Origin of the sequence: Streptomyces sp. MK37H (assembly GCF_018035285.1) — a bacterium.
Taxonomy (GTDB): Bacteria; Actinomycetota; Actinomycetes; order Streptomycetales; family Streptomycetaceae; genus Streptomyces; species Streptomyces endocoffeicus.
On record NZ_JAAAYH010000116.1, the window covers coordinates 1 to 22,401 of the forward strand.

The 22,401-nt window shown below is 71.5% G+C and carries 25 protein-coding genes; 18 read left to right on the plus strand and 7 right to left on the minus strand.

Annotation, left to right across the window (positions count from 1 at the left end; translation table 11 throughout):
* On the plus strand, positions 1 to 904 hold a 904-nt coding region (locus tag GWI24_RS18295; RefSeq protein WP_210947019.1), incomplete at its 5' end, for a DMT family transporter.
* A gap of 179 nt (positions 905 to 1,083) precedes the next feature.
* Here the strand turns inward: GWI24_RS18295 and GWI24_RS46570 are convergent.
* Positions 1,084 to 1,383, minus strand: coding sequence for a helix-turn-helix domain-containing protein (locus tag GWI24_RS46570; protein ID WP_308343741.1), 300 nt, complete (start codon positions 1,381 to 1,383; stop codon positions 1,084 to 1,086).
* A gap of 12 nt (positions 1,384 to 1,395) precedes the next feature.
* On the minus strand, positions 1,396 to 2,004 hold the full coding sequence (locus GWI24_RS18305) for a TetR/AcrR family transcriptional regulator (protein ID WP_210947020.1): 609 nt from the start codon (positions 2,002 to 2,004) through the stop codon (positions 1,396 to 1,398).
* A 174-nt stretch (positions 2,005 to 2,178) separates the two neighbouring features.
* Here GWI24_RS18305 and GWI24_RS18310 point away from each other — a divergent pair, with 174 nt between their 5' ends.
* The 17 genes from GWI24_RS18310 (at position 2,179) to GWI24_RS18390 (ending at position 17,216) form a co-directional block, all read left to right on the plus strand.
* A complete protein-coding gene (locus GWI24_RS18310; protein WP_210947021.1) occupies positions 2,179 to 3,402 on the plus strand; it encodes a cytochrome P450 in 1,224 nt (407 codons plus the stop codon).
* A gap of 131 nt (positions 3,403 to 3,533) precedes the next feature.
* A complete protein-coding gene (locus GWI24_RS18315) occupies positions 3,534 to 4,676 on the plus strand; it encodes an amidase domain-containing protein (RefSeq protein ID WP_210947022.1) in 1,143 nt (380 codons plus the stop codon).
* 152 nt (positions 4,677 to 4,828) lie between these two features.
* Positions 4,829 to 5,590: a GNAT family N-acetyltransferase gene (locus tag GWI24_RS18320; RefSeq protein ID WP_210947023.1), complete on the plus strand. Its 762-nt coding sequence runs from the start codon at positions 4,829 to 4,831 to the stop codon at positions 5,588 to 5,590.
* A 155-nt stretch (positions 5,591 to 5,745) separates the two neighbouring features.
* A complete protein-coding gene (locus GWI24_RS18325; protein WP_210947024.1) occupies positions 5,746 to 8,253 on the plus strand; it encodes a beta-glucosidase in 2,508 nt (835 codons plus the stop codon).
* Between the two features lie 94 nt (positions 8,254 to 8,347).
* Positions 8,348 to 9,142, plus strand: coding sequence for an SDR family NAD(P)-dependent oxidoreductase (locus GWI24_RS18330; RefSeq protein ID WP_210947025.1), 795 nt, complete (start codon positions 8,348 to 8,350; stop codon positions 9,140 to 9,142).
* 136 nt (positions 9,143 to 9,278) lie between these two features.
* Entirely contained in the window at positions 9,279 to 9,947 is a 669-nt protein-coding gene (locus GWI24_RS18335) for a hypothetical protein (protein WP_210947026.1), read from the plus strand.
* Positions 9,944 to 10,141 (plus strand): helix-turn-helix domain-containing protein, encoded by a 198-nt coding sequence (locus GWI24_RS18340; RefSeq protein ID WP_037953897.1) that lies wholly within the window; start codon positions 9,944 to 9,946, stop codon positions 10,139 to 10,141. The genes GWI24_RS18335 and GWI24_RS18340 overlap by 4 nt, the downstream gene beginning before the upstream one ends.
* Before the next feature lie 166 nt (positions 10,142 to 10,307).
* Entirely contained in the window at positions 10,308 to 10,715 is a 408-nt protein-coding gene (locus GWI24_RS18345) for a hypothetical protein (RefSeq protein WP_210947027.1), read from the plus strand.
* A 54-nt stretch (positions 10,716 to 10,769) separates the two neighbouring features.
* Positions 10,770 to 11,345, plus strand: a complete 576-nt coding sequence (locus GWI24_RS18350) for a phage tail protein (protein ID WP_210947028.1) — start codon at positions 10,770 to 10,772, stop codon at positions 11,343 to 11,345.
* 40 nt (positions 11,346 to 11,385) lie between these two features.
* Complete coding sequence (locus tag GWI24_RS18355; RefSeq protein WP_210947029.1) at positions 11,386 to 11,676, plus strand: hypothetical protein; 291 nt, start codon at positions 11,386 to 11,388, stop codon at positions 11,674 to 11,676.
* Between the two features lie 14 nt (positions 11,677 to 11,690).
* Positions 11,691 to 12,092, plus strand: a complete 402-nt coding sequence (locus GWI24_RS18360) for a hypothetical protein (RefSeq protein WP_210947030.1) — start codon at positions 11,691 to 11,693, stop codon at positions 12,090 to 12,092.
* A 13-nt stretch (positions 12,093 to 12,105) separates the two neighbouring features.
* A complete protein-coding gene (locus GWI24_RS18365; RefSeq protein ID WP_210947031.1) occupies positions 12,106 to 12,717 on the plus strand; it encodes a hypothetical protein in 612 nt (203 codons plus the stop codon).
* A 13-nt stretch (positions 12,718 to 12,730) separates the two neighbouring features.
* The gene (locus tag GWI24_RS18370) at positions 12,731 to 13,888 is read left to right on the plus strand and encodes a hypothetical protein (RefSeq protein WP_210947032.1); all 1,158 of its coding nucleotides are present in this window, start codon (positions 12,731 to 12,733) and stop codon (positions 13,886 to 13,888) included.
* Position 13,889: 1 nt separating this feature from the next.
* Positions 13,890 to 14,798 carry a phage tail domain-containing protein gene (locus GWI24_RS18375; RefSeq protein WP_210947033.1) on the plus strand — a complete coding sequence of 303 codons (909 nt, stop codon included), beginning with the start codon at positions 13,890 to 13,892 and terminating at the stop codon, positions 14,796 to 14,798.
* Positions 14,799 to 14,883: 85 nt separating this feature from the next.
* The gene (locus GWI24_RS18380) at positions 14,884 to 15,924 is read left to right on the plus strand and encodes a hypothetical protein (protein ID WP_210947034.1); all 1,041 of its coding nucleotides are present in this window, start codon (positions 14,884 to 14,886) and stop codon (positions 15,922 to 15,924) included.
* Positions 15,925 to 15,930: 6 nt separating this feature from the next.
* The gene (locus GWI24_RS18385) at positions 15,931 to 17,019 is read left to right on the plus strand and encodes a hypothetical protein (RefSeq protein WP_210947035.1); all 1,089 of its coding nucleotides are present in this window, start codon (positions 15,931 to 15,933) and stop codon (positions 17,017 to 17,019) included.
* Entirely contained in the window at positions 17,019 to 17,216 is a 198-nt protein-coding gene (locus GWI24_RS18390) for a hypothetical protein (protein ID WP_210947036.1), read from the plus strand. Before GWI24_RS18385 ends, GWI24_RS18390 begins: the two co-directional genes overlap by 1 nt.
* 252 nt (positions 17,217 to 17,468) lie before the next feature.
* Here GWI24_RS18390 and GWI24_RS18395 read toward each other — a convergent pair whose 3' ends face one another.
* The 5 genes from GWI24_RS18395 to GWI24_RS18415 form a co-directional block, all read right to left on the minus strand.
* On the minus strand, positions 17,469 to 18,590 hold the full coding sequence (locus GWI24_RS18395; protein WP_210947037.1) for a class I SAM-dependent methyltransferase: 1,122 nt from the start codon (positions 18,588 to 18,590) through the stop codon (positions 17,469 to 17,471).
* Positions 18,587 to 19,963 (minus strand): glycosyltransferase, encoded by a 1,377-nt coding sequence (locus tag GWI24_RS18400; protein WP_210947038.1) that lies wholly within the window; start codon positions 19,961 to 19,963, stop codon positions 18,587 to 18,589. Before GWI24_RS18400 ends, GWI24_RS18395 begins: the two co-directional genes overlap by 4 nt.
* A complete protein-coding gene (locus tag GWI24_RS18405) occupies positions 19,960 to 20,859 on the minus strand; it encodes an alpha/beta fold hydrolase (RefSeq protein WP_374103311.1) in 900 nt (299 codons plus the stop codon). The genes GWI24_RS18400 and GWI24_RS18405 overlap by 4 nt, the downstream gene beginning before the upstream one ends.
* Before the next feature lie 2 nt (positions 20,860 to 20,861).
* Positions 20,862 to 21,224 (minus strand): acyl carrier protein, encoded by a 363-nt coding sequence (locus GWI24_RS18410; protein ID WP_374103312.1) that lies wholly within the window; start codon positions 21,222 to 21,224, stop codon positions 20,862 to 20,864.
* Positions 21,221 to 22,401 (minus strand): polyketide synthase dehydratase domain-containing protein (locus GWI24_RS18415; RefSeq protein WP_210947039.1); only part of this gene is annotated, 1,181 nt, incomplete at its 5' end. The genes GWI24_RS18415 and GWI24_RS18410, both read right to left, overlap by 4 nt.

Genomic DNA, 22,401 nt, shown 5'->3' on the forward strand with positions numbered 1-22,401 from the left:
CTTCTCCAGCTCCAAGTCGGTGGTGGCCCAGCTGCCGCACACCGTGGCGGCGCTGCTGCGCTTCGGTGGCGGGGCGGTCGCCCTGCTGGCGGCGGTGGCGGTCTTCGGCAAACCGGCGGCCACCCCGGCCACCCCGGCCTCCGCGCGGGGCGGCGGGCGGCGCGCGGCGCTCGCGGGCGTCCTGGGGGTCTTCGCCTACAACGGATTCTTCTTCTGGGGGCTTTCGCTGGCGCCCTCGCTCGACGCGGGCATCGTCATTCCCGTCCTCAGCCCGGTGCTGACCAGCGCCTTCCTCCTGGTCACCGGCCGCGAGCGGGCCTCCGGGGGGCGGCTGGCGGGGCTCGCCCTCGGGCTCGCCGGGGCGGTGGTGTTCTTCTTCGGCGCGGGCGGCAGCGCACACGGCGGCACCACCCGGCTCTCGGGCGATCTGCTGTATCTGCTCAGCGCGGTGTGCTGGGCCGCGTACACGCTCATCGGGCCCCGGGTGCTGGCCGGGATCGACCCGCTGCGCGCCACGACGTACGCGACGTGTGCGGGGGCGGTGCTGCTGGGGGTCCTCGCCGCGCCCGACCTCGGCGAGGTGCACTGGGACGGGCTGCCGGCCGGCCTCTGGCTGAACGTGGTGTTCCTCGCGATCGGCCCGGCCGCCGTGGCCAATCTCCTGTACTACCGGGGAGTGGGGGCGGTGGGTCCCGCGTCCGCGTCCTTGATGATGTTCATGGTCCCGGTGGTCAACACCGTGTGCGCCATGGTCTTCCTGGGCGAGTCCTTCGGCGGTCTGCAGGCCCTGGGCGCCCTGGTGCTGCTGTCGGGCGCGGTGCTCGCCGTCACTCGGGGACGTGTACCGGCACGTCCCCGAGCGCGAACCGCGCCCACCGCGGGAAAGAAGCCCTCGGAGCTGTGAGCACCGTACGGCGCCGGTCTGCATCACTCCCCTCGTGGTGATACAGACCGCCCGCCACGCTGGGAGGCGGGGCTTCGTTTCCCGCGCGGTGCGGCAGGAGTGACGCTAAAGCGGATCACGGGGGCGGGCAACGGTGCACGGTGCGCATCGCCCGCCCGCGACATGTGCACGGTGCGCAGTCAGTCCCCCGGGTGGAGCCCGCTGATGTGCAGTGCGTGCACCAGGTCGTGGATCCCGGAGCCGGTGGTGAGCAGATCCCGGCTGAGCAGGTGTTCGGCGGCCCGCAGATGGGCCCTGACGGTGTTCCGGCTCAGACCGAGATGGCGGGCGGTCCGCTGGGCGTCGGTGTTCGCGTCGATCCAGGCGCGCAGGGTCCTGTGCAGATCGCGGCCCGGTTTCGCGGGGCGGGCCTGTCGCCTCGGGGGTGTCCGCGCAGGCCAGGGCCCTGCACGGGGCCGTGGCGGGTCAGCCCGACGGATCGGGACCGGCCTTTAGGCCACCGAGCGGAACAGGCCTTCCAGCGCCATCGCCACCTGGTCGGTGGAGAGCGGGTCGTCGACACCGCCCGCCGCGTAGATGCCCCGGTCGAGCTTGATGCCGCGCGTCATCGCGCCGAGCAGCGCGGCCAGTTCGGTCCCCCGCAGGGCGGGCCGGTGGCCCGCCCGGTCGAACAGCCCGTCCAGCATGGTGCCGATCCGGCGGCTGAACCGCTTCTCGTGGTCCACCAGCGCGGTGGCGGCATCGCCGTCCCGGAGCGCCATCAGCCGGAATTCCAGGTGGATGAAGACCCATCGGGCGTCCAGGTGCTCGCCGTTGAAGATCTCGGCGAAGGTCCGGGCGAGCTGGGGGGCCAGATCCCGCTCGGTGTCCATCTCGTCGATCCGCTCCCCGATGTAGTCGGCGGTGCGGTCGCCGTGCCGCCGGAAGACATCGAGGAAGAGCTTCAGCTTGCTGTCGTAGTTGGAGTAGAAGGCCCCGGTGGTCCTGCCCGCGCACTGGCAGATGTAGCCGATCGACGCCCCATGGAAGCCGCGTTCGGCGAACGCCCGCTCCGCCCCGACGATCAGCGATTCGACGGTCTTTGACCGCTGCGGCGGCATCGGTGTGCCCCTCTCCCCCAGCTGTTCGGAAACCTGGCCAGATCCGTACGGTAGCCGATCTGTCCCCCTGTTCAGTAGGGAACCCTATCGGTAGCGTTCCCTATCGAAGACCGCGGCCGACGGCTCCGGGACGTTCGCCCCGGGACAGTTCGAGGATCACGAAGGAGAGCCATCGTGAACGCTCCGATGCCCACGACCCATGACGACCTGCGAGATCTCCACGACCTCCCTTCGTATCCGAAAGAGCGGGACGACTACATCAACCCGGCACGCGCGCTGCTCACCGGGCCGCCGATCAGCCCGCTGAGGTTCGTCGGCGGCAGCGTCGGCTGGCTGGTGACCGGGTATCACGAGGCGCGGGAGGTGCTGCGGGACCCCCGGTTCAGCGCCGAGCGCTGGCGTGGCGACGACGCGATGCGGCCGGTCCCCGAGTCGGTCCGCAGGGACCGGAGCAGCGGGCCGGGGTCGTTCCTTGCCATGGACGCACCGGAACACGGCCACTACCGGGGGCAGCTCACGCGGTACTTCACGGTGCGTCGGATGCGCGAGCTGGAGGCCCGCATCGAGGACATCGTGGCCGACCAGCTGGACACGCTGGAGGCGGCGGGCAAACCGGCCGACCTGGTGCGGCACTTCGCCCTGCCCATTCCCTCGCTGGTGATCTGCGAGATGCTCGGCGTGCCGTACGAGGAGCGGGAGCTCTTCCAGTCCGTCGCCGCGCAACTGCTCCGCCAGGACCGCACCGATGCGGAATTCGTCGCCGGGAAGACCGAGCTCGACACCTTCCTGCGCACCCTGGTCAAGGCCAAGCGCAAGGACCCGCGGGACGATCTGATCTCCCTGCTGACCGCCGTCGACGAGCTCAACGACGAGGAGATCGGCGGCATCGCGGGACTGCTGCTGATCGCCGGTCACGAGACCACCACCAACATGCTCAGCCTCGGCACCTTCGCCCTGCTGCGCGACTCCGAGCAGCTGGAGCGGCTGCGGGCCGACGAGTCGCTCCTGCCCCAGGCCGTCGAGGAGCTGCTGCGTTACCTGAGCATCGTCAACGCCTTCCCCGTCCGTATCGCGCTGGAGGACGTCGTCGTCGGCGGTGTCACCGTCACCGCGGGCCAGTCCGTGGCCGTCTCGGTCCCGGCGGCGAACCGGGACCCGGCGCTGGTGGACGACCCGGACACGCTCGACGTCGGACGGCCCCGCAGCAGTCACCTCGCCTTCGGCTACGGCATCCATCAGTGTCTGGGGCAGCATCTGGCCAGGATCGAGCTGGTGGCGGGCTACCGCGGACTGCTCCGCCGGTTCCCGGGGCTGCGGCTCGCCGTGCCCCCGGAGGAGGTCCGGATGCGCAGCGACATGGTCATCTACGGAGCGCACGAACTGCCCGTCACCTGGTGACGGCGCCGGGCCGGACCGGGCCCGGCCTCCGCGCAGCCGAAATCGTCACATGAACTCCACAGGCACGGAGTTCATGTGATGATTCGGTGACCCCGGCCCGTCCGGTCCGGGGGTGTGGAGGGGAAATACACGTGAAGTCAACGACCTTCAGATCCGCCGTGGGGGCCGTGCTGACGGCGGCCCTGTCCGCCGTGGTCCTGCCCGCCTCCGCCGCGAGCGCGGCGGAGAGCCCGGCGGCGGCCGGCGCCGTGGACACCGCGACCGCGCAGTCCTTCGGACGGCTGGCCGACGCGGTGCTGACCCAGCGCACGGCGGCTCTGCTGGACAACAACAAGCCGTCGGTGCGGCGCGCGGCCCCGCTCGCCGAGAAGAACGTCCGCCTGTCGGCCGGGCAGACCCGGACGGAGGACACCGCGCTGGCCACGCTACGCACCCGCAAGGCGCGGCTCGCGGCCCTGGGCGAGGCGTACACCTCCGCCGACACCCGGGTGGCGGTGGACCGGATACGGGTCGAGGCCGGGCACGCCACGGTCCAGGCCACCGAGACCACGACGCTGAGCTACAAGAAGATACGCGGCGACGAGCCCGCGACCACCGGCTTCCAGGCGCACCACCGGCTGAGCTTCGCCGCCACGGCGGACGGGAAGTGGCAGCTGACCGGCCTCACCTCGACCGACGACGGCCCGCTGGCGGTCAACGAGCCCGCCACGGCGCGGGTGGCGACGGCCCGCACGACGGCCCTGCCCGAGGCGACGCCCGCCGCCATCTCCAAGCCGTCCCAGCCGCAGACGAAGCCCGCCGGAAGCTACGACTACGCGGCGATGGCCTCGTACGCGGAGAAGTACTGGCAGAACTACAACCCCGCCTACCGGAAGTTCAACGAGGCCGGTGGGGACTGCACCAACTTCGTGAGCCAGTCCCTGAAGGCGGGCGGCTGGGCCAACAAGTCCGGCGACGCCGAGGACTACCGCAGCTGGTGGTACGACACCTCGTACCAGTCGACGTCCTGGGTGGGCGCCAACGAGTGGTCCTGGTTCACCCTGGACGCCAAGCGGGCCACCAACCTGGCGAACGTCTACTACATGGGCGTCGGTGACGTCATGCAGATGGACTTCGACAAGGACGGGTCCAAGGACCACACCATGATCGTCACCTACCGGAGCTCCAGCGGTGTGCCGTACATGACCTACCACTCGGTGAACACCTACCGGAAGTCCGTGGCCAGCATCATCGCCTCGTACCCGAACTCGCTCTACTACGCCTACCGCACCTGAGGCGCCCAGCACGCACCCGTGTCTCCCCGTGACAGTGGACCCCGCCCCCAGGCGGGGTCCACCGCGTTTGCGCCCGGCCAGGGGCTGTGTGTCAGAGTGGACCGCCGCCCTCCCCATCCCCTCTCCCCTGTGAGCTCCTTCCCCCGAGAGTGATGCAGTCCACGACGTTTCCTCCCCGCACCGCGGATCTGTTCACCCAGGGCCTGGAGAACCGCCCGGGCTCCGCTCTGCTGCGCTTCGGCGCGGCGCGCCGGCGGTCGGCCGACCGGCTCAGCTGGGCCGGTACCGGGGCCGTGGCCTGGCTCGACGGCCCCCGTGGCCATGTGTGGAGCGTCGGGGAGCCGGTGCCCGCCGCAGGGCTGGTGCTGGGCGCGGCACAGCGCCTCCCCGAGCATGTGAGGGAGTTCACCGGCCCCCGTGGCACCGACAGCCTGGTCTCCCGCCATCTGCCACTCGCCGATGTGGTCGAGTGGGTCTTCCGCTGGACGCCGGACGAACCGCCCGCCCATCCGGGTGAGGAGCGGGTGGCCGAGCTCGGCGAACACCACCACGAGGAGCTGCTGGCCTTCCTGCGGGAGCACAGCCCGGGCCATTCGACCGGCCCCGGCTCCGCCGGTATCAGCCTGTGGGCCGGGATCCGGGACGAGGACGGGCGGCTGGCGGCCTGCGGTGCCCTGAGCAGTCTGCGGGACAGCGGCGCCCCGCTGATGGCGTCCGTGGCGACCGACGCCCGGCTGCGCGGCCAGGGGCTCGGCGCGGCGCTGACCTCCTGGCTCACCCGGTACGCCGTACGCCGGTACGGCTTCTGCACCCTGTGGCAGCTCGCCGACAACGCCCCCGCCGAACGGCTCTACACCCGCCTCGGCTACCGCAACGAGGACCTCTGCGTGGCCGCGCGGATCGCCGCGCGCTGACCGGCGACACCTCGATCCCGAAACCCGGCGCACCCCGACGAGCGGCCCACCCCGTGATGTGATGTCCGCACGGTGTTCAGCCGACGGACACCGGAGCCACGTCAGCACGCCTGCGTACACACACGTCTTCGAGCCGCGAGAGATGGAGTGACGCCATGCCGGGCGCCCTGTCACGCCGTTCCGCCCTGTCCCTCCTGGGAGGGGCGATGGCCGTCGCCGCCACCGGTGGGGACCGGTGGCCTGCGGCCGCTGCCGCGCCCGCTTCCGGCCCCGGAGCCGCCACCGGACTCGCCCCCGAGCCCGGCTCCCGGGTGGACTCCCTCCTCGGCCGGATGACCCTCGAGGAGAAGCTTGCGCTGCTGCACGGCGCGAAGGATCCCCACAGCCTCGGGCAGGCGGGGTACACCCCGGGTGTCCCCCGGCTCGGCGTTCCGCCACTGCGGCTCGCGGACGGGCCCGCCGGCGTACGGGTCACCCGGCATGCCACCGCGCTGCCCGCGCCGGTGCTGCTCGCCTCCGCCTTCGACCCGGCCCTGGCGCGCGAGTACGGGCGCACCATCGGGCGCGAGGGCCGTGCGCTGGGCCAGGATGTGCTGCTCTCCCCCATGGTCAATCTCATCCGCACCCCGTACGCCGGGCGCGACTTCGAGACCTTCGGCGAGGACCCCCTGCTGACCTCCGAGCTGGTGGCCGAGGAGGTGCGCGGTATCCAGGGCGAGGGCCTGATCGCCACCGTCAAGCACTTCGCCATGAACAACCAGGAGCACGAGCGGGAGTCGATCGATGTCATCGTCGACGAGCGGACGATGCGGGAGATGGAGCTGCCCGGCTTCGAGGCGGCCGTACGGGCGGGCGCGGGGGCGGTCATGGGCGCCTACAACAAGGTCAACGGGGCCTTCGCCTGTGAGAGCGGGCCGCTGCTGACCGGGGTGCTGCGCGAGGACTGGGGTTTCGACGGCTGGGTGATGACCGACTGGCACGCCGCCCACAGCACCGCGGCGGCCCTCGGCGCCGGGCTCGACATGGAGATGCCGGACGGCAAGTACTTCGGCGACGCCCTGCGGAAGGCGGTGGCCGACGGGACCGTACCGGAGGCCGAGGTGGACCGCGCGGCCGGCCGCGTCCTGACCGTCATGGACCGCTTCGGCCTGCTGGACGGCGGCGCCCCGTCCCGGCCCGGCCGGGACCCCGGGGCCGGGGCGCGCACCGCGCTGAAGGTCGCCACGGCGGGCGGCATCCTGCTGCGCAATGAGCGCGGCACACTGCCGCTGACCGGGTCCGCCGCCCGGTCGATCGCCGTGGTCGGGCCCACCGGCTCCATCCCCTTCGTCAGTGGCGGCGGCAGCGCCCATGTGGTCCCCGACCACGCCGCGAGCCCGCTGGAGACGATCCGGGAGCGCGCCGGAAAGGGGGCCAGGGTGGACTACGCCCTGGGCGAGGACGTGTTCGGCAAGAAGATCCCCGCCTCCGCGCTCTCCCCGGCCGCCGGGCTGGAGAAGCGGCAGGTGGCGGCGGGCAAGAACTGGACGTACGACGGCACCCTCACCGTGGCCGAGGCCGATGAGTGGACGTTCGTCCTGCACTTCAGCGGCCCGCCCGCCGGCCGCCCGAAGGTCCTGCTCGACGGCGAGGAGCTGTTCCCGTTCCGGCCCGGCCTGGGCGAGTACTTCACCGGTGGCTTCGTCAGCGCCGCCCCGGACGGCCTCACCGTGCGCCGGGCGGCCGTCGAACTGACGGCGGGAAAGCACCGGCTGAAGGTCACCGCCAAGGGTGGCGGAAAGGGGCTGGCCTTCCGGCTGCGCCGCACCACCTCCGCCACGCGCGCCGCCGATGTGGCCGAGGCCGTGCGCGCCGCCCGCGCCGCGCACAGCGTGGTGCTCTTCGGCTACGAGGACGCCACCGAGGGCAGGGACCGGGCCACCATCGCCCTCCCCGGCCACCAGAACGCGCTGATCGCCGCCGTCGCCAAGGCCAATCCGCGCACGACCGTCGTCCTGAACACCTCGTCGTGCACCTCGATGCCCTGGCTGGAGCGCACCGGCGCCGTCCTCCAGATGTACTACCCCGGTCAGGAGGGCGCCGCCGCCACCACCGCCCTGCTCTTCGGCGACGCCAACCCCGGCGGCAGGCTCACCCAGTCCTTCCCCGTCTCCGACGAGCGCCATCCGATGACCGGAGACCCCCGGCGCTACCCCGGGGTGAACGGCCGCGAGGAGTACTCCGAGGGCGTCCATGTCGGCTATCGCTGGTACGACGCCGAGGGGGTGCGGCCCCTCTTCCCCTTCGGCCACGGCCTGTCGTACACCACCTTCGCCTATGCGAGGCTGCGGCTGCGGCGGCGCGGAAACGGCCTGGAGGCGGTCTTCACCGTGCGCAACACCGGGCGGCGCGCCGGGGCGGAGGTGGCCCAGGTGTATGTGGGGCCATCACCCGATCTGCCGCTCGCCCAGGCCGAGCGGTCCCTGGCGGGATTCCGGCGGGTCCATCTGCGGCCCGGCCAGGCGCGGAAGGTGACGGTGCGGGTGGCCGCCCGGGCGCTGTCCGCATGGGACTCCGAACGCCATGGATGGGTACTGGGCACCGGGCGCCGGACCGTGGAAGTGGGCTCCTCCTCGCGCGATCCGAGGCTGCGGGGGCATATCGAGGTCCGCCATGGGTCCTGAGCGGCCACGGCCGTCGTCGCATCGGGCTAGGCTAGTATGGCGCGTGTGCAACTAAAGGCGCACGCAAGCAATAAGGCATCGATGAAGGAGCGCCGTGCAGATCGACCTTTCCGGTAAGACCGCCCTGGTCACCGGCTCCACGCAGGGCATCGGATTCGCCATCGCCGCCGGGCTGGCGCGGGCGGGGGCCCGTGTCGCCGTCAACGGGCGTCGACAGGAGTCCGTCGAGGCCGCCATCCAGAAGCTGGAGGAGGACACCGAGGGCGGCTCGTTCGTCTCCGCCCCCGGTGACATCACCACCGAGGACGGCGCCCGCCAGGTCACCAGCGCCGTGCCGGAAGCCGATGTCCTGGTCAACAACCTCGGCATCTTCGGGGCCACTCCGCCACTGGAGATCAGCGACGATGAGTGGCGGCGCTATTTCGAGGTGAACGTCCTGGCCTCCGTCCGGATGATCCGCAGCTTCCTGCCCGGGATGAAGGACCGCTCCTGGGGCCGGATCCTGAACGTCGCCAGTGACTCCGCCGTCGTCATCCCCGCCGAGATGATCCACTACGGGACGTCGAAGACCGCGCTGCTCGCCGTCACCCGTGGCTTCGCCAAGGATGCGGCCGGCACCGGGGTCACGGTCAACTCGCTGATCGCCGGGCCGACCCACACCGGCGGAGTCGAGGACTTCGTGTACGAACTGGTGGACCCGGAGCTGCCCTGGGACGAGGCCCAGCGGGAGTTCATGGCCAAGCACCGGCCGCAGTCGCTGCTCCAGCGCCTGATCGAGCCCGAGGAGATCGCCAATATGGCGGTCTACCTGAGCTCTTCCTTCGCCTCGGCCACCACCGGCGGAGCCGTGCGCGTGGACGGCGGCTACGTCGACTCGATCCTCCCCTGACGCTCGCCGCGGCGCCTTCCTGAGGCCCGCTTCGGCGCCCCCTGATCCCCGCTTCCGCGCGCCCTTCCGGTGGGAACCGTTCCGCGTGGACCGGGGTCCCTAGGGAGCGAAGAAGCAGACGACCTGGGGGGTTCTGTTGACCAATGACGCACTTGCGCACCCTGACCGCATCAGAGCGAGCCACTGGATCATCGTCCTGATACGGCAATTCCCCGAGCTCCAGGCGGAGTTGGCGCCCGCCCCGCATCGTCCCGGCCTCGGCCGGCAGCGGGGAGGCGCCGACCGCCGCGGGCCCTCGGCGCCGTTACGCCTGCGGGTCTCCGACACCGTACGCGACATCACCGACGGCGTCGTGGAGTTGGAGGAGGCCGTCCACGACCGGCTCGGGCTGCCGCCCACGAGCAGGGGAACGGTCGAGGTCAGACTGGCCCGTCTCGCGAGGCTGCTGGAACGGGTCGAGACCGACCCATTGCTGATGCGCCATCTGCTGAACGAGGTCAGCGGAATGGCGCGGCGCTGCTCGGGGGTGCTCGGGGACACCGAGCCCGTGGTCCGGCTGCGCGGCCGGTGCCCGCTGTGCGCCTCGGTCTCGCTGCGGGCCTTTCCGCTGCGCCGGGCGGTGCTGTGCATCAACCCCGGCTGCCGCTGCCCGCACACCGCGTGCGGCTGCCACGCGGACCGGGCACATCGGCACTCCTGGCCGGAGGGCGAGTGGGCGGAGCTGGCGGCCGGCGGCGCGCTCGCCCTGGAGGAGATCACCGCCGCCCTGGACGAAGGTTCCACCGTCGTGGCGGTGAGCCGATGAGGACCACACAGGCGCCCGAGTATCCGTTGCTGACCGCCGCCGTGGCCGCCGTGGAGGTGGGTGTCACCCCGGCCACCATCCGCAAGTGGGTGCAGCTGAAGCATCTGCGTCCCGCGGGGCGCCAGGGCAAGGCGTTCCTCTATCGGCTGGAGGACGTGTTCGCGGCCGAGCGGGCCACACGACGACGTACGTGACCTGCGAGACCCATGGTCATCTCGACATAAGTGACGACAAGTGGTTGTCAATGGGCATCCACTGCATCACACTTGGTGCCAGCGGCGGAGCTGTGCCCCCTGGAGGGGCCACGGCCCCGCCGCTTTTCGCTGTGCGCAGCCCCTGACCACAGCAAGGAGTGCGCGCATGACCGAGCCCTTGGTGATCTTTCCCGACGTCGAACGCCTCGTCGTCGAGCATCTGAAGAACCGCCCCGAACTGGCCGGGGTACTCGTGGACAACCGGACCCCGCCGGACTTCGACGGGACGCAGAAGGCCGTGCTGGTCTCCCGGGCGGGTGGCGTCTGGATCGAGGACATCCATCTGGACCAGCCGCTGGTCGACCTCGAGGTGTACGGCCCGGACAAGCCCACGGCCCACACGGTCGCCACGGCCGCCCGTACGGCGCTGTTCACCGTGCGCGGCACCACGTTCGGCACCGCCTGTGTCACCGATGTCTCCGAGGTGGACGGCCCCCGGTGGCTGCCCGACTACCTGCACGCCGCCGCCAGCCGCTATGTGTCCACGGCCCGGCTCTCCATCCGCCCGGCGTAGGCCACGTCATCGCCGACCGCTTGCCCTCATCACCACGCCACAAGGAGCAATCGCATGCCCGGAATGAACCCCAATGAGATCCGTGTCGCGGGGACCGGCCGCATCCTGACCGCCCCGCTCGGCACCACCGTCCCGCCCGATGTCTCCACGGCGTGGGACACGGGCTGGCAGGACCTCGGGTACACCACCACCGACGGCATCAAGTTCAACAAGAAGGACAAGATCGACCCGGTGGACACCTGGCAGTCGGTCAGCCCGGCCCGCTTCGTCTACTCCGACCGCGACCTCACCGTGAAGTTCCAGCTGCTCCAGCTCAACGAGGACACCCTGCCGTTCTTCTTCGGCGGCGACGCGGTGGCGGAGACGGAGGCCGGTTCGAAGGTGTACCGCTACGAACTCGCCGCCGAGCCAAAGAAGGACGAGCGGATGCTGGGCGTGGAGTTCGCGGACGGCGATGTCATCAAGTACCGGTTCGTCCTCCGCCGCGGCCAGGTCACCGAGACCGAGGAGCTCCAGCTCACCCGCACGGCCGCGGTCCGGCTCGGGGTCACGTTCACGGCGCTGGCCGTGGACAACGACACTCCGCTCGCCACCTGGCTGATGAACGACCCCGCGTTCGCCCGATCCTGATCCCCTCCCCGCCACGTCGCATCGCGAAGGAGCCGCCGCCATGGCCACGTTCAACGTCAACGCCGCCCGCGCCCAGCGCCTGGAAGCGCTGGGCCTGACCTGGGACTTCGAGGTGGACGGGGAGACGTTCTCCCTGCCCACCGAGATCCCCCGCCGCTCGGCGCACGCGCTGGCCGAGCTGAAGGACAACGACCTGGACGGGCTGCTCGCCCTCCTCATGGGCGAGGAGAGCTACCAGCGGCTGTGCCAACACGAGGTGAGTGTGCTGGACATCGCCGCGATCCTCGAGGCGTACGGCCAGGACACCGGGCTCGGCGTGGGGGAAGGCTGAGCCTCGGCGCGCTCGTGGAGGAGCACGCCGAGGCGCTGGAGGCCGATCTGCTGCGGTACTACGGCGTCGACCTGCTCGACTGGCACCGCGAGGCGCTGTCCTCGCGGCGCCTGGCGGTCCTGGTGCGCCACCTTCCGCCGGACTCGGCGTTCGTACGGGCGCGGGAGGGCGAGGCCGCGGAGTGGGGGCTGACAGACCATCTGCTGGCGGCGGTCGTGGACCACTTGGCGATCGCCAACTGGATGTTCGCGTCGGCCAACCGCGACGAGTACGCGGACCCGCCGGAGGCGCCGGCGCCGGTGCCGAGGCCGGGGGCCGAGGCCGCCGATACGTCCGACGGCCCGCCCGATGGCCCGGCCCCGGCCGTCGCGGACCACACGCCGACGGCGGCGGAGTTGGCGCGGTTCTTCGGGTGACCTGCTGGAGGGAATGATGGCGGACATCGTGCGGGAGCTGCTCGGTACGGTGCAGGACCTGCGAAAGACACTGGACAAGAAGCTCAAGGAGTGGAACGTCGAGCACGCCTTGGTGAAACAGGCGATCACCGGCTTGAACTCGGAGGCCAATGCCCTGAAGGCGGAGGTCACCGGTATCACTGGGGCCGTCAAGTGGGGCTCAGCCGAATTTACCGGTGCCTCCGCCGGATTCAAGCTGTTCAATGCCGAGAAGACGCTGTTCGACCTGCAGGAGATGCGCGACAAGGCAAAGGGTCTGGATGCCGAATCCCTCAAGAGCAGCATCCAGGCCGTCCGCGAGATCGCCGAAAAGGCGGAGGCCGCCGAAGCCGTCAAGACCAGCATCAGGGCCGTCCGTGAGATCGCCGAAAAGGCCGAGCGGGACAGTCAGCAAGCGTTGCGAAGGGGCAAGGACGCACTGCAGAAGGCGGAGGCCGCCCACCGGCGGCAGCGCACGGCCGCGAGCAACGCCCGCGGCTCCATGCCACCCGGTCGGGTGTCGAACGTGCGGGACATCAATGAGGCGAGCCGGGCCATCAACGAACTGGAGCGGCGCCTGAGCGGTCTCGTCAGGGCCCTCGGCTGAGGAGGAACCGTCCATGTCGTTGGTACAAGCGCTCAACCGATCCGTCTCCGGCTTCCGCGGCCTGCGCAGCACCGTGGGCCAGACCGATACCAGCGTCTCCCGGTTCGCCCGTACCGCGACACAGGCGGGCTCCGCCGTCGGCCGCGTCAAGGGCGACGTGGACAAGTCGGCCAACTCCATGCGCACCCTGCAGCGAGAGGCCAACGCCGCCGAGCGCAGCGTCGCCAAGAGCGGCCGCTCCATGACCACCGCGGGCCGCGGCGCGGCGACCGGGGGTGGGCTGATGGGGCGGATGAAGACGGGGCTCCAGGGGGTGACAACGGCCCAGAAGGGCCTGAACACCGCCATGAAGTCAAACGTGTTCGGTGCCATCATGGCACTGCTGATGCCGCTGATCATGAAGCTCGTCGACATGGCGATGCAGTCCAAGACGGTCCAGCGCATCGTCCAAGCGGCCTTCAGGATCATCGGCCAGGTCATCGGCTCCACCATGCGCGTGGCGAAACAAGTGGTCCAGACGACCTGGAACGGCATCAAGACGGCGTTCACGGTCGTGCTGAAGGTCATCTGGACCGTCGTGAAGACGTACTTCAACATCTACAAGACCATCATCACCACGGTCATCCACGCCATCATGGCCGTGGTCCGACCCCTGCTGTCCTTCTTCTCGGAGCGGATCCCGGGCGCCTTCCGTTCCGCCCGCAACGGCATCCAGCGCGCCTTCAGCGGGCTGGCGGGTATCGTCCGGGGTGCCTTCAGCGCGGTGCTCGGCGCCGTGCGCGGGCCGCTCAACGGGGTGATCGGGCTGGTCAACCGGGCGATCGGCGCCTTGAACCGGGTCAAGGTCTCGGTGCCCTCATGGGTGCCCGGGATCGGCGGCCAGTCGTTCGGGGTGAACATCCCCACCATCCCCACGCTCGCCCAGGGCGGCATCGTGCTGCCGCGCCCCGGTGGCACGCTCGCGCTGCTCGCCGAGGGCGGGCAGGCCGAGGCGGTGCTGCCACTGAACCGGCTGAGCACACTGCTCGCCCGCACCGGGCCCGCACCCGCCCTGGCGGGATCCGGCAGGCCGGGCGGCGGATTCGTCATCGAGCACTACCACGAAGCCCCGGGCTCCAGCGCCCGGCAGACCGCCGAGGATCTGATGTTCCTGATGAAGGCGAGGGGGTGACATGGCGGACGAGACCACCGCCACCGAGCCGGGGCCGCTGATCACCACCGACGGGCAGGTGCAGTGGGCCGGGCTGCTGATGGGTCCCGGCACCGACTACTGGATCGCCGCCGAAGGGCTCACCGGCTGGGAGGAGTTGCCCGCGCTGGACACCTCCGACGCGGACCGCCCCGTCGGGCACGGCGGCTGGCCCGGCTCACAGTGGGCGCAGGCCCGTACGGTCACCGCGCAGGTGTGGTTCGCGCCCGACCCGGACGCCGGGCCGGAGGCCGTGCGGGACGCGCTGCGCACGCTGCGCGCCGCCACCGCCGTACGCGATGACGAGGAGTGGCTGGCCGTACGCCTGCACGGCGAGACGCTGGCCGTACGGGCCCGGGTCACCCAGCGCGTGGTCCCCACCGACCGGCAGTTCGCCGCGAGCCGCCTGGCCAGGATGACGCTCCAGTGGAAGGCGTCCGACCCCCGCCGTTACGAGGCGGTGGGGCGGCGGGACACCGCCGGGCTCCCCCAGCCGGAGGCGGGGCTGACCTGGCCGCTCAGCTGGCCGCTGGCCTGGGGCGCGCCCGGTTCCACCGGCGATCTCTCGGTGGAGAACGACGGCAGCGCACCCGCCCACCCGGTGATCACCTTCACCGGGCCGTGCACCCGTCCGCGGCTGGCCAATCGGACCGGCGGCGACTGGCTGGAATACGCGATCACCCTGGCCCCGGACGACGAACTGGTCGTCGACACCGCCGAGGGGACCGTGATGTTCAACGGCACCGCGTCGCGCCGCCATACCGCCACACCGGGCAGCGCCCCGGAGGAGTCGTTCACCCTGCCGTCCGGGACCTCGCAACTGTCCTTCCGCGCGGCGTCGGGAGGGGAGGGAGCCACCGCCACGATCACCTGGCGCCGCGCCGAGTGGTGAGGCTCCGCGCCGCCCCATCATCCGCTCCGATCCATAACGCCCGTACGACCGCGAGGAGTTCTCTGATGACCGTGGGAGCCGTCTTATGACCGTCCGTTCCGCCTGGCATCTGCCCACCGGCCAGACCCGTGAGGACACCCGGCTGGCCGTCAGCCTCGGCATGGCCTCCACCGGACCGCTGCTGACCCGGGCGGGATGCGTGTTCGGCGGGCTGCAGCTCACCGGCACCACCGCCACCGGTATGCAGGCCAAGCTCTCCCCGGGCCAGGTGTGGATACCGGGAACCTCCACCGGATCGCAGGGCGGCTATCCGGTCACCGTCGACTCCGACACCCTGCTGACCATCGCCGATGGGCACTCCAGCCTGTCCCGTGTGGACGCGCTCGTCGTACGGGTCTACGACACCGACTACGACGGCTCCGGGAAGTACGAGGCCGCTCTGGAACTCCTCCAGGGCACCCCGGCCGGCTCCCCCACCGCCCCGGCCATGCCCAAGAACGCGGAGCTTCTCTACGAGATCGCCGTCCCCGCCGGGGCGTCCGCGGCCAAGGGCATCACCTGGGCCTCCGCCATCACCGACCGCCGCCGCTACACCGCGGCGCTCGGCGGCATCGTCCCCGCCGCGGGCGGCGCGCCGCACAACGGGGCGTATGCCGGGCAGTACCGCGACGCGGGCGGCCGGCTGGAGCGCTGGGACGGCGCCCAGTGGACGAAGTACATTCCGGACACCGTGCTCCGGCACACGGCGGACTGGGGAGCCACCACCTCCGCCACCTATCAGGAGATGCTCACCGACACCGTCGCCACGCTCACCGCCACCTTCACCGCCCCGGCGTCCCGGTGGGTGTCCCTCACCTTCGGCGCCTTCACGGCTGCCGACGGGGGCGCCACCGCGTACAAATCGTTCCGGCTCAGGACGCAGAACGGCACCGAGGTGCTCGCTCCGTCCGACGACCGCGCGGCGATCCTCGACGGTGCCGGGCGGGCCTCGATCTCCACCTGTTTCCCGGTGGGGAACCTCACCCCCGGTGCCGTCTACACGGCGACCGCCGCCTACCGTTCCTCGATCGCGGGGACGCGTGTGCACTTCGACAACCGCTTCGTCCGCGTGGACCCGGTGGCGTGAGGCGCCGTGGACGCCCGCTACCGCGCCGTCTTCACCGATCTGCGCACCGACCAGGCCATCGATGTACTGCCCCTGCGGGAGGTGGAGTACGACGACTACCTCGGCAAGCCGGGATCCCTGACCGCGACCCTTCCGGTGCCCGACGCCCGGATGGCCCGGCGGATCCGGGAGCTGGTGGAGGGGCGCACCGCCGTCTATCTGGAGCGGGGTGACGAGGTCTGCTGGGGTGGCATCGTCTGGACCCTGACCCCGGCCACGGACGACCGGGGCCTCACCACGGTCGGGCTACAGGCGGCCACCTTCGACTCCTACGCGGGCCGTCGCTACATCCGCGCGAATCTGACCTTCACCGCGCTCGACCATCTGGAGATCGTCCGCCGGCTGTGGGACTACATGCAGGGGTCCGAGGGCGGCCACATCGGCGTGGAGTACGAGCCGACGGGCCCCACCGCGGCCCGTACGGTGGCCTACAGCGACGGTGACGAGACCCTGGTGGAGGAGGCGATCGGGCAACTCGCGGCGATGGAGCCGGGTTTCGAGCACCGGATCGCCGTGTACCGGGATCCGGTGACCGGACGGCGGGTGAAACTGCTCCAGCTGGGCTCTCCGACGATCCGGGTGGGCAGCCAGCCGGTGATGCTGGATCTGCCGGGCGATGTGCTGTCGTACTCCTTCCCCCGCGACGCCACGCGCGGCGGGACGACCGCGCGGGCCAGGGGCGGCACCCCGGAGGGCGGGGCGGGCGGCCCGGTGATGTCCGGGGAACAGGTGGCCGAGGATCTCCTCGCGGCCGGGTTCCCCCGTCTGGACACCTCGTCCGACCACAGCAATGTCACCGACAAGGCGACGCTCGACGCGTTCGCCCGATCCGAACTCGCCGCTCTGCGCGGCACGGTGGTCATCCCCTCGGTGCGGATCCGCCTCGGCTCGGGCACCACACCCGCGCTGCTCGGCACGACCGTGCGGCTGCGCATCAAGGACGTGTGGTTCTCCGAGGGGCTGGACGCCCGCTACCGCGTCGTCGGCATCAAGGTCACCGCCCCGGAGCGGGGACGTCCGGAGACCGCCGATCTGTATCTGGAGGAGGCAGACTGATGGCGAACCTGCCCGAGGACATCGTGGACCGGATCAGGGCCCTGGAACGTCAGGTGCACCGGCTCACCACCTACGTCAACAGCAAACCCGGCGGGATGCCGGCGGCCCTGGCCGCCACCGAGCCGCCGCCACCGCAGGCCCAGGAGACATCCGAGGAGGAGCCGCCACGGCCCGGCGACACGGCGACGGGCCCCTGAAGTCCGGCCCCGGCGGGGCATTGAACGTGGCCGCGGCCGCCGCGCCGACCACGAGCAAGCCCCCGGCACGCGGGAAGTCATGCTGGAGCGAGAGCCGGAACTCCTCCGCGCGGCTCGCGCCGGGCGCGTGCCCGACCGGCCCCTTCGGCAGCCGCAGCCGCTCCTCACGGCCCGCCCGGATCCACAGCCGGCCCATGGCGACGGAGGCCAGCAGCGAGGCGATCAGACGGGCGGCGACCATCCCCGGGTTCCTCAACGGGGGCCGGAACGGGCGGAGGCATCACACCGGGCCACCACCCGATAGGCATTGGACATCTTGCCGAGCCCCGCCAGCGGTTTGAGCAGCAGACGATCGAGGGTGGTCGCGACCACGAGGGCGGGCACGCCCGCCAGCAGGATCGCGCACCGCAGCAGCCAGCGGAGCCGGCCGGGCGGCCTGGCGAGGGAGGGGGCGTCATCCGGCGGGGCGATCGCGTTGAGCGTCAGCCAGACGGCGCCGAGCAGATCTACGGTGTCCGACGGCTCGCGGTGCTGTTCGTCGGTCACGGTGAAGCCCAGCGCGGTCAGCTCCTCGCGGAGGTTGGCCACCGGAAGGAAATGCAGATGCTGGGGCTGGAGCCAGGGGAGCCAGAACCGGCCGAAGAGCCGGCCGAACCAGCACTCCGGGTCGGGCACCTCGATCAGCAGATGGCCGCCGGGCCGCAGGGCGCGGCGGGCGGCGCGGAGTTCGGCGCGGGGGTCCGTGCTGTGCTCCAGGTAGTGGAACATGCTCACCACGTCGTAGCACCCGGCCAGCCGCTCCTCGGCCAACTCGGGGAAGCTGCCGCGGATGGCCCGGTCGATGCGGCCCGTCCGCTCGGCCAGTTCGACGCCGGCGGTGAAGTCGAGTCCGTCGAAGCGGGTGCCGGGGAAGACGGTACGGGCCACTTCGGGGAAGTGGCCGTGTCCGGTGCCGACATCGAGCCAGGTCTTCGGGGGCTCGGCGGAGGGCTCCTGGAACATCGCGCGCCGCCGGTACACCTTGTCCCTCCCGGAGAAGACATTGCCGAGCTCGATCTCCCCCATCCCGTCGTAGAAGTCGCGGTAGTAGAACTCCAGGCCGTCGTCGTTCAGCCGCGGGTTCTGGAAGACATGGCGGCAGTCCCGGCATCTGTCGAGCCGGAAGCGGCCGGGTTTGCTCTGGTACCGGTCCTTGGTGCGCAGCCGCCGCACCAGCCGCGTGGAGCCGCACCACGGGCAGTCCGTGCGGCGGGGTTCGAAGAACCGCTCGGTGCCCCGCGCCAGATCGGCCTGGTAGCGGGGGCGCAGCGCGGCGACGGTCTCGGCCCGGGACGGCTTCTCCGGTGCGCGGGGCAGGGCACTCTCGCGGCTCATCGTTCCCCTTCCGGGTTCGCGGTGGCGTGGGTGGCGGCGCTCGCGGTGGCGTGGGGGGCGACCGCTGTGGCATGAGTAGCGGCGATCGCGGTGGACTGGGGGGCGACCGCTGTGGCATGGGTAGCGGAGCTCGCGGTGGCCAGCCGCTCCAGATGGGTGGCGGCCGCGGTGGCACCGCCCGCCGCGCGGAAGGACGCGCCCACGCGCTCGGCCGCGGCGCGGTAGCGCGGTTCGTCCAGCACGGCGTCGAGCGCCTCGCCGACGACCGCCGCCCGCGCCCTGCCGAAGCGCACCCGGATGCCCGCGCCCGCGTCCACCACCTGGGCGGCCACCACCGGCTGGTCGTCCCGGATGGGCGCCACGACGAGCGGTACGCCGTGCCAGAGGCTTTCGCAGACGGTGTTGTGGCCCGCGTGGCACACGACCGCGTTCACCCTTTGCAGTAGGGCGAGTTGGGGAACGTAGCGGCGCACCAGGATCTCGCTGTCGTCCGGGGTCGCGGGCATGCTCTGGATGTCCTGAGAGGCCCGGGCGAGTACATCGTCGGGGTCGACGATGACCGTCTGGAAACGACCGGCCCGCGCCCGTACGGCCTCCAGGCACTCGGTGAGGAAGCGCGCCCCGGCGTCGGTGTTCGCGGTGCCGAGCGTGATGAGGACGGCGGGGCGCGTGGGGTCCAGCCACTCCCAGGGGAAGTCCGTCGTGGCCGGTCGATCGGCGATCGACGGGCCAACATAGTGGATGCGGTCACCCGCCCGGGCCGGTCGTCCAGCCAGCTCCTCGGTGGTGAAGGCGAGGACGAGATCCGGTGAGAACCGGGGATCGGCCGTGCCGTCCGGGTCGCCGATCCGGCCCCGCACCTCGTGCAGCAGCCCGTCCAGCCAGGCGTCGATCTTGGGCATTCCGTCCAGCGCACCCGTGAACTCCGCCGAGGTGGTGGCGGATGTGGCCCAGCGCGCCCCCAGCCGTTCGGCCACCAGTGCGCCCGCCACGGTCTGCTGGTCGGCGATCACCACATCGGGGCGGAACTCCTCGATGGCCTCGGCCACGCCCGGGGCCATGGCCTCGGCGAGCGGTACCAGGAACCGCTCCCACAGGAACTTCAGCGCCGCAGGACCGCGTACGTCCGGTGGCCGGCCCGCCCCGCCCTCGCCCAGCACCGGCCCGGCGCAGCGATAGACCGTCGTCCCCTGCCCGGTCAGCCGCTGGACGACCTCGGACATCCCGGCCCAGGCCACCTGGTGCCCCCTGGCGGTGAGTTCGGCCGCGATGCCGAGGGTGGGGTTGACGTGGCCGACGAGCGGCGGCACGACGAAGAGAAAGCGGCGGGGTGTGCGGGGTGAGGCTTCCGGATCTCTGCTCGGTTCGCTCATGAGGCATCGGCCTCCGGGCCCGCCGCTGCGGTGCCGGTGGCCGTTCGGCGCTCGTGTTCACATTCGTGTTCGCGCTCGTGGATCCAGGACAGCAGCAGTTCGCGGATGCGCGTGGGTGCCTCGGCGAGGACCGAGTGGCCCTGCCCCGGCAGGACGACGGTCCGGGTGCCGGGCAGCACCGACTCCAACCACCGCTCCTGCCCGGCGAGTTCGGAATCGGCGCCGTAGACGGCCAGCACCGGGCAGCGCACCGCGCGGACCTGCTCCTCGCTCACCACCCGGCTCGCGGGTACGTCCTCGGCGATGGTGGTCGTACGGACCAGGCGGGCGGCCGACTTGGCCAGCCGTGCGGTGTGGGCGCCCCGGTGGGCGCTGACCCAGGCCAGCGACTCGGCCTCATGGACGACCAGTTCCTCCTCGACCCGCCGGAGGATCCCGCTGATCTCGGTCAGCCAGCTCTCGGTGGCGGGCTTCGCCTCGATCACCGCGATACCGGCCACCCGCTCCGGATGGCGCATGGCGTAGGCGAACGCCACCGTTCCGCCGAAGCAGTTGCCCACGAGGTGGACCGGACCGGTGATGTCCAGCCGGTCGAGCAGCCGCTCCAGATCGGTGACGAAGGTGTCCAGCCGGTAGCCGGAGCCGGGGCGCTCGCTGCGGCCGTGTCCCCGCTGGTCGTACATCACCACCTCGAGTCCGGCGGCGGCGAGGTCCGGGGCCACCGTGAAGTACCAGCTGGCGAGGGAGTCGGTGAGCAGACCGTGGATGAGCACGGCGGTGGCGGTGGGCGGACGGCCGTCGGGCGGGGACAGCCGCTGGACATGCAGTCGGACACCGTCCGTCCCGGTGTGTGATCCGTCGTGGTCGGTGGCGTGGTCGGTGTCGATCATTGCCATGGTCAGCGCTCCCGAGCGGCCCTGAGGCACCGGACGACATACTCGACGAGCTGTCCCACGGTGAGGTCGATGATCTCGTCGAGCTCGAGGTCGGCCACGAACTCGGCGAAGTTGACCTGTCTGCCGTACCGGGCCTCCAGGCTGCCGGCCAGTGTCACCAGGTCGATGCTCTCCAGCTCCAGATCCTCGGTGAAGCGGGTCGCCATGGTGACCTCGATATCGTCGAGGCCGTATTCGTCGAGCATCGTCCGGAGCATCCCGGATATCTCCGCGAGCACGGCCGGTGCGTCGACCGGCGCGCTGACCGGTGCCTCGGCCGGTGCGTCGGCGGCGGGTGACGGGGCGGTCTGGTTGACGGTGGTCACTGATCGCTCTCCTCGTCCTGTTCCTGGTGGTCCGGGCCGGTCGTCCAGGCCACGGCGTAGTCCCGGTCCGGCAGTCCGGGCGGGTTGGCGATGGTGATGGTGTGGACCTCGTAGCGGCGCGGGGGCCGGCCGGGGGCGGTGGCCGCCACCTCGACGATGAGCCGAGCCGGTGGCGCGTCGGGGTGGCCCGTTCCCGGCCGTACCTCGGCGATGGCCAGGTCCCGTGGCCGGTCGCGGAGACCCGTCCCCTCCGCCGTGGCGACCGCCTCCTTCGCGGCCCGGAAGACGGTGGCCCAGCGGCCGAGTGATCCACCGGTCCGGGCCGTCACGGCCGCGAGGAGTTCCCGCTCCGGCCGGGCGAGGGCGACGGCCACGTCATCGTGGTCGGTGACCTCTTCGAGGGCGATACCGGGACCTGCGGCGCCGTTCGCGTGGCGCGGCACCACGAGGGCGACCCCGGTCCCGGCCCGGTGTGCCAGCGAGAGCGCCAGTTCGGGCAGGGTCCGGCCGTGCACGCCGATGGCGTACGGGCGCCCCTGGGCGTCCTCGCGGATCCCGATCTCGGCGGGGAAGACCGGGCCTTCGCCGTGGTCCCAGAGCCATCGTCGTACGGCGTCCTTGGCCGCGATCCTGCCCAGCAGCCACTGTCTGCGGCCGCGTGGCGGCTGGTGTTCATATGCAGTGCGCTCGTCGCTGCCCAGGTGGTTACGCATGATCAGGTCGCGGGAGGCCAGGTCGGGCCAACGCTCATGGAGCAGCACCCAGCCGCCCCGCTGGGGCCGGGACAACGTGTTGCGCTGCGGGAAGCGCTCCACGGGCCGGGTTTCGGGATGGTTGTCGAACCGGCGGTCCTGCCAGCCGGACAGCTCCGCCCACACCTCGCCGCCGATCAGCAGCTGTGCGTCGGCCTCGAGCGCGGTATCGGTCAGCGAGGTGATCCTGATCAGGCACTCCACCGGTGTGCCCGGGGCCGGATGCGGGCCGAAGAAGCGCATCAGACGCATACCGACCGGGAAGACCACGGTCCGTTCGGTCCGGGTCGCCGTGATCCAGTAGCCGAGGAGCTGTCCGACGTTGTCCAACAGCGCTCCGGGCGCGGGGGGTGTGGTGATCGTGCCGCGGATGTGTGATTCGCCGATCGCGGTGAGTTCGGTGAGCCCCTGGAAGGCCGGGCCGT